This window comes from Pirellulales bacterium, assembly GCA_035546535.1.
GTDB lineage: Bacteria > Planctomycetota > Planctomycetia > Pirellulales > JACPPG01 > JACPPG01.
This window is the reverse complement of the sequence record DASZWQ010000132.1, coordinates 1-7,544: the sequence shown is the minus strand read 5'-3', so window position 1 is coordinate 7,544 and position 7,544 is coordinate 1. Positions and strand designations below refer to the sequence as shown.

Here is a 7,544-nt window from a genome sequence, read left to right as displayed (position 1 = left end):
CTCAGCAGCTTCAGGTCTCGCGCCGCGATGCGGCCGAGCTGGAGAACAAAGAACAGAAGATCAAGGGGCTGACGCATTTGATCGATGAGCTAACGGCCGATTTGCAAAAGCTCGACGCCGCCGAGCCGGCCGCGGCCGCTGCCCCATGAATCGCTGCTTGCCGTAAGAGCTTGTCCACACATCCGCAGATTGCGCAGATGTCACCGATGAGGTATTGCTGGCGTCGATCATGAGCACTGCATGGATCGCGTGCTTGTCGCGGGCAGCTTCCGGCTCGATAAATCTGCGGAATCTGTGAAATCTGCTCAGTAAATCGCCCGGAAGCCAACGTCGAAACATAACCGCCAACGCATATTTTCATGCCTTCGGGTGCCGCTCGGGCGGCATGAACACTGCGGATTGTATTTCTTGACCCGCGCGTTGGATGCCTGGAAACGTTCCGGGCCGCGACAGCCCTCCCTTCGATCGGGCGCATTTGCGGTTAAATCCAAGGCTTTCTGGCGGTTAGCACCAGGACCGGAAAGCCCGGGTTTTCAAGAATGCGGGACCAGGGGGTATAATTCCTTGTCCCTTTCCGGGGTGAGCGCTTGCCCGTTCGAGAGTTCCTGCCATGGCCAGCGTGTTAGAAACGTCTGTCGCGCCCAGTCAGTCCGCCTTGCCGGGACCTGATCAGCGTCCGCTGGCGGACCTGGTGATTTACGACGGCAACTGCCGGATCTGCACGGCGCAAATTCGCTTCATCGAGCGCTGGTTCGCGGCCGGTCGGCTGGCGTACTTGTCGCTGCACGATTCGCGCGTCGCGGTGCGCTATCCCGATTTGTCGTACGACGATCTGATGCGCGAGATGTGGATCATCGATCGCCGCGGCGGCCGGCATGGCGGCGCGGCGGCCATTCGTTATCTGTCGCGCCGGTTGCCAAGGCTGTGGTGGCTGGCGCCGCTCTTGCACCTGCCCGGCACGATGCCGCTGTGGAGCTGGATGTATCGGCAAGTGGCCAATCGTCGCTACCGGTTCGGCCGCGTGGAAAGCTGCGACGACGGCAGTTGCCGGCTGCACGTGTAACCGGGCGCACTCCATCTCGGTTACCACGCCCAACGACACGAAGCTTAGCACCGCCATGCACGCGTCGAGTGACGACAAGCCCAGTGCCGTTTCACCGCCGCACGTGCCCACCTCAACGTCGGCGCCGCGTGTTTCCTCTCCGCAGTTGCGGCGCTCGCTCGTCGTCTTGTGCGTTGCCGTGGCGCTCGTGGGCGTGATCTTCAAGTTTCGCTGGCACGAGCCGTGGCTGTCGCCCGGCGTTTACGCTCTTCGCGCGGCCGGCGGCGATGTTACTCTCAGCGCCAACCGATCGGATTGGCTCCGCGCGCTTGGGGGCGAGGCTTTTCTGGCCAAGGCCGATTCTCTCTCGCTGCGAAATCCACGGCTGACCGATGGCGAAGTGGCCGCTCTCCTCGGGCCGTTTGCCGACGTTCAATGGCTCGAACTGTCCGAGGTGCAACTTGGGCCCGAAACGGCCGCGGAACTCGCCCGGTTTAAAAAACTGAATACAGCTTCGTTCACCGATACGGCGGTCGACGCCGAATTGTTGCAAAGCCTGGCGGCAAGTCCCTCCCTGCGATCGATCCGGCTATCGCAAGCGCGGCTCGAGGGGCCCGCCTTGGCCGGGCTGGCGAGTCTGACGAATTTACAAGGGCTGGGCCTCGAAGGATCGAACGTCACCAAGGAGCAACTGGCCGATCTGAACGCATGTCCGCGGCTGACCTTTCTCAGCCTCAGGCGCTGCGCGAACGTGGACGACGCGGTATTCGCCCATATCGCGCTAGCGACCAGGCTGAAGTATCTCGACCTGTCGAACACGCGTGTAACCGGCGTGGGATTGAAAAGCCTGGCGTCGTGCGCGCAGCTGCAGCGCCTCGATCTTTCGAACACGCCCGTAACCGGCGTGGGACTGAAGAACCTGGCGTCATGCGCGCAGCTGCGCGAGCTCGATCTGTCGAGCGACGCGCTCGTCCCCGACGCACTGGCCGAAGTGGCATTATTGCCGTCGCTGCGAGAATTGAATCTTTCCAAAACCCCGACGACGGACGAAGCTCTTGCACATCTCGCTGGGCTGAGCCATCTCGAATCGCTCGAACTCGTCGACACGAACATTAGCGATGCGAGCCTGGACGTACTGGCCACGTTGACCGATTTGCAATGGCTTCGACTCGACGGCACGCAAGTGTCGGATCGTGCCCTGGTAGCGTTATCGGCTCTACCCCAGCTGACAATGCTCTCGCTGCGGAATACGAAGATTACCGACGAGGCCGTGCGTGCTTTCTCCGGTTTCCCGAAGCTCGTCACGCTCGACATCAGCGGCACGCAGGTCAGCGCCGTGGTGGCCGCCAATCTGACGATCGCGCGCCCCGAGCTGCTGATCACGCGCTAGCCGGCGCTCGAGCGACTTGATTTGGCGGACCCGAAGGCACATGCGGTGGCCCTGTCGGCTCGCGTGAAGAGACACTATTATGAACGCGCTTGGCTGACGTCTTTTTTCTGCTTCGCAACGATAGATTATTCGCACCGAGGGTACCGATGTCCGACTTCCGTATCGAACGCGACTCGATGGGTGAGGTGCGCGTTCCGGCCCAGGCCTATTACAGCGCCCAGACGCAGCGGGCGGTCGAAAATTTTCCCGTGTCGGGCTGGCAGTTGCCGCCACCGTTGATTCACGCGCTCGGGCTCGTCAAACTCGCCGCCGCCACGGCCAATAACGACCTGGGCAAGCTGACCGGCACCGGCAAAAACCCGCTCAACGACAAGCAGGTGGCCGCGCTCATGCAGGCTTGCCGCGAAGTGGCCGACGGCCAGTTTGACAATCAGTTCCCGATCGACGTCTTTCAGACGGGGTCGGGCACGTCGAGCAACATGAACGCCAACGAGGTGATCAGCAATCGCGCCATCGAAATCACCGGCGGCGATCGCTTCAAGGCCGACAAGCCGATCCATCCCAACGATCACGTGAACATGGGGCAAAGCACCAACGACATGTTCCCCACGGCCATCCACGTGGCTGTCGGCCGCGCGATCGAGCACGATCTGATTCCCGCGCTCGACCGGCTGCACGCCGTGCTCGCGCGAAAAGCAAAGGAATGGGATAAGATCATCAAGATCGGCCGCACGCATCTGGCCGACGCCACGCCGCTGCGGCTGGGGCAGGAATTCGGCGGCTTCGCCCGGCAGATCGAACTGTCGATCGAACGCGCGCGTCTGGCACAGAAATCGATCTTGGAGCTGCCCGCCGGCGGCACCGCGGTCGGCGCCGGCATCAACACGCATCCCGAGTTCGGCCGCCGCGTGGCCGCGGCCCTGGTGCGCGAGACGGGCATCGCCTTCGTCGAAGCCAAGAATCATTTCGAGGCCAATGCCCAGCGCGACGGACTGGTCGAATGCCACGGCCTGCTGCGCACCATTGCCATGACCCTGTTCAACGTGTCGAACAATATTCGCTGGCTGGGCTCGGGCCCGCGCTGCGCGTTCTACGAAGTCATGCTGCCCGACCGGCAGCCCGGCAGCTCGATCATGCCGGGCAAGGTCAATCCCGTGATGTGCGAAAGCATGATGCAGGTCGCGGCGCGCGTGATGGGGAACGATCAAACGATCGCAATCAGCGGCGCCGCCGGCGGGCAGTTCCAGTTGAACATCATGATGCCGGTCATGGGCCAGACGACGCTCGAAAGCATCGCCCTCTTGTCAGGCGTGACGCGGGCGTTCGTCGATTTCTGCGCCGAAGAAATGGAAGCCAACGCCGCGGCCTGCGAGGCCAGCGTCGAGAAAAGCCTGTCGATGGTGACGAGCCTGATTCCCTACATCGGCTACGACGAATCGGCGAAGCTCGCCAAGGAAGCGATGAAATCGGGCAAGACCATCCGCGAATTGTGCCAGGAGCGACAAATCCTGCCGGCCGACACGCTGAAAAAAGCCCTCGATCCGTGGAGCATGACCGAGCCGAAGGCGTGACGAACCGACCACCCATGCTCAATAGAAGGCGGGTGTCGCGCGCGCCTTGGTTTTGGTGGCGAGGGAAAAAGTCCGTTATTGACAGCCAGCTCCTGCGGTTCAATCACAGGCCCTGTGCGCGGACCCCGTTCGGGTTATCGCACGTGCCACTCGGCCCGCAGGCATTCCGATGACCGCGCAAGAACCGGCAGCGCCAGTTAGAAATCGTCCTACGCGGTTTGCGGATTGGCTACGGCTGATCTTCGGCGTGTCGCAGCGCGTCACGCGCGGACAATATGCGGGCGTGGGCATCACGCTGATGGCGCTGAAGTACGCTGTCGAAGCGCTGGCGATTTGGTACTTTGCGTCCGCCACGTACATGCCGTGGGATTTCATAAATCCTCTGCTGAGTGCGAGGACGCAGCTGTTGGCCCAAGCGCCTGAGTGGTTGGCCTGGGCGATGTTCGTCTGGTCGCTTCCATTTCTCTGGATCGCCCTTTCGATGAGTGTACGGCGCGTCGCCGACGCGGGGCACTCTCCGTGGGCGGGGTTCCTGGTCCTCATTCCGATCATCAATCTGGGATTCATGGCCGCCATGTGCGGCGAGCCGAGCAGCGCGGACGAGACTTGGACACCGGCCGCGCGAATGCCTCGGGGACATAATCAGCCGCGCGACGCTGTCCTGGCCGTATTTGCGGGCTTTGCGGTCGGTGGTGTCATGATGGCGGTCAGCGTTTTCCTGTTCGAGAATTACGGCGCTGCGCTGTTCATCGGCACGCCACTGCTTATGTCGGCGACCGCCGCGTACGTTTATAACCGCCAACACGCGTACAGCCGCAGTTCGTCGATGGCCGTTGGAATTGCTTGCTTGGCGTTGGCCTGCGTGGCGTTATTGCTGTTCGCCCTGGAGGGAGTGGTATGCATTGCCATGGCCATGCCGACATTGATTCCGACCGGAGCCATGGGGGCGCTCCTGGGCAAAGCGATTGCCGAGGGAGCGCGCCCGAGGCAATCCGACCTCATGGCCGCCGTGTTCGTGTTGCCGCTGGTGGCCGCGGTCGAAGCGTATGTCGCCCAACCTGTCGAGCGCGTCGTAACCAGCACCGTCGAAATCGACGCACCTGCGCCGGCGGTTTGGGAGCGCGTCGTCAGCTTTCCAGATTTGCCGGCAGAGCGCGCCTGGTATTTCCGATGGGGCATTGCCTGCCCGGAACGCGCGCGGATCGTGGGCCACGGCGCGGGCGCGGTGCGCTACTGCGAGTTCACAACGGGAGAATTCGTCGAGCCGATCACCGCATGGGACGAGCCGCGCCGGCTGGCGTTCGACGTGACGGATCAGCCTGACCCGATGTTCGAGCTAAGTCCTTACCGCGGCATCCGTCCACCGCACTTGGATCATCACCTGCGTAGTCAGCGGGGCGAGTTCGCGCTGGAAAGCTTGCCCGATGGCAGGACGCGGCTCGTCGGACGCACCTGGTACACGATCAACATGTTCCCGCAAGCCTACTGGACGCTATGGTCCGACCTGTTGATCCACCGCATTCACCAGCGCGTACTCGCGCACATCCAAGACCTGGCCGAGAGCGACGCGGAGTGAGTTGCCGGGCTTTCAATCAATCTGCGAAATCTGCCGGTCGCCTTTTCCGTGGCCGCTACACGTCCAGCCCCATCGCACGCATGAGCGCCAGGGCGTTGCTCTTGGTGACTACCCCGGGGCGGAGCTTGTAGTCGAAGGTCATCTGGCCGTTTTCGACCTGGTCTTCGCAGTGCATGTTCACGGCGCGCGGCGCCAGATCGTCGACGATCTGCGTCAGTGCCAGATCGTGCGTGGTCATCAGGCCGATCGCGCCGGCGTCGAGCAGCTTGCGCATCAGAGCCTCGGCGCCGGTCAGACGGTCTTGCGAATTGGTGCCCTGCAGGATTTCATCGAACAGAAATAAAAGTGGCCGCCGACGATCGACGACGTCGAGTACAGTTCGCAGCCGCTTCAGCACGGCATAAAAATAAGATGCCCCTTCATGAACGCTGTCGCGAAAACGCATGGCCGTGCCGAGGACGATCGGCGAAACCGTGAGCCGCGCGGCCCGCACCGGCGCGCCGGCCAGGGCCAGCACGGTGTTGGTGCCGACCGTGCGCAGGAGCGTGCTTTTGCCCGACATGTTCGAGCCGCTGATGAGCACCAGGCATCGCTCGCCGCCGAGCGACACGTCGTTCGGCACACACACGCCGGGCGGCATCAGCGGGTGGGCCAACCCCTCGCCCGCAAACAGCGGCCCATCGTCGACAAGCTCCGGGTAACGATCGGCGGGGCGTTCGTAGGCGTAGGCGCTGAGCGCCGCGAGGGACTCCACTTCGCCCGCCGCGGCTAGCGCCGCGCGCACGGCCGGGCGTGCCCGCAGCCGCCAGATTTCCCACAGCGGCATGCCTTGCACCTTGAGGGCGTGCAGAAAGCTGTTCTGCAGGAACAGTCCGTAGATTTCAGCCATCCAACCGAAAGGCATCGCCAGAGCCCGGTCGATCGCGGCGGTTTGCCCGGCCAGCGCACGTGGCACGTCGGCGCGTCGATGCAATTCCGCGCGCAGGCGATAGAGAACGCCCAGCGCGAACCCGGCGTCTCCAACGTGCCGACCGACGTCGCGCGCCGCGCCACGGCGCGAAAGGTAAAACACGGCTTCCAGAATGCCGAAAGCGAAGAACGCCAGCCACCAGCGGCCCCCCGCCGCCAGCGCGCCCACGAATGCGATCGTCGCGCCCCACACCGCCACCACGCCGACGACGCGCGAAACGAGCGACGGGCAGATCGCCGCCGCGTCGGCCCATCGTACCAGGGCCCCGGGCACAACCCGGCCCAGGTCGGCATCGAGCGAGGCGAGCGCCTCGCGCAGGTCCAGGCTCGAAGCCATCTCGCGCACCAACTGCTGCCGTGTGCGGATCACCGGCAGATCGTCGGGCGACGACAGCCATCCGGCCAACGTGTCCTGCCCCATAGGAGTTTGCGCGGTGCAGAGCAATTGAAACAACGAGCCGCGACCGAAAATGTCGAGATCCTCGGCGTACAGGTGTGCGTCGTTCACGTAGCGGCGGCCATCGGCACCGCGGCCGATCCAGCGATTCTCGAGTCGCGCCAGTCCGCCCTCGTAGTAGGCGGCCGCGCGGCTCGCCCGGCGCCACACGCGCAATACGGCGTTTTGCCAAAACAAAAGCGGGATCAGGGCGATGCCCAAGGGGATCAAGGCTTGCGCTTCGGTGGGGTCGAAGACGACGTAACCGATGACGGCGAACAGCATCAGCCGCCGGCCCAGCGCGATCCGCCCGTTCCACCGCGCGGCCCGATGTACCGTCGCCTGGCGGGCGGCCAGTCGACGCCCGTATTCGGCGGCCGGATCGTATCCAGCGGCGGTGGGCGGATGATCGACGACCGTGCTCACAGAATGTGCCCGAGGAGTGAGGTTTTCCAAGCCACCGGGGCCGCACCGTTTTGGGAGCCAACGACTTCTCCCAACATCGACCCGGCCGCTACTGAAGCGTACCACTTCCGGCGACCGCGGATTAACCGAGTTGG

Annotated in this window: 5 protein-coding genes; 4 read left to right on the top strand and 1 reads right to left on the bottom strand. The window is 63.7% G+C overall.

The genetic code is table 11. The annotated features are described in order from the left end of the window. The first annotated feature begins 610 nt into the window (after window positions 1–610). The 4 genes from VHD36_15995 (at window position 611) to VHD36_15980 (ending at window position 5,579) form a co-directional block, all read left to right on the top strand. Window positions 611–1,063, top strand: a complete 453-nt coding sequence (locus VHD36_15995) for a DUF393 domain-containing protein (protein ID HVU88825.1) — start codon at window positions 611–613, stop codon at window positions 1,061–1,063. Between the two features lie 55 nt (window positions 1,064–1,118). Beyond that, entirely contained in the window at window positions 1,119–2,432 is a 1,314-nt protein-coding gene (locus tag VHD36_15990; GenBank protein ID HVU88824.1) for a leucine-rich repeat domain-containing protein, read from the top strand. 146 nt (window positions 2,433–2,578) lie between these two features. Further along, entirely contained in the window at window positions 2,579–4,003 is a 1,425-nt protein-coding gene (locus VHD36_15985; GenBank protein HVU88823.1) for a class II fumarate hydratase, read from the top strand. A 169-nt stretch (window positions 4,004–4,172) separates the two neighbouring features. After that, window positions 4,173–5,579 carry a DUF805 domain-containing protein gene (locus VHD36_15980; GenBank protein ID HVU88822.1) on the top strand — a complete coding sequence of 469 codons (1,407 nt, stop codon included), beginning with the start codon at window positions 4,173–4,175 and terminating at the stop codon, window positions 5,577–5,579. Window positions 5,580–5,634: 55 nt separating this feature from the next. Here the strand turns inward: VHD36_15980 and VHD36_15975 are convergent, their stop codons facing one another. Beyond that, a complete protein-coding gene (locus tag VHD36_15975) occupies window positions 5,635–7,410 on the bottom strand; it encodes a hypothetical protein (protein ID HVU88821.1) in 1,776 nt (591 codons plus the stop codon). Between the last annotated feature and the right edge of the window lie 134 nt (window positions 7,411–7,544).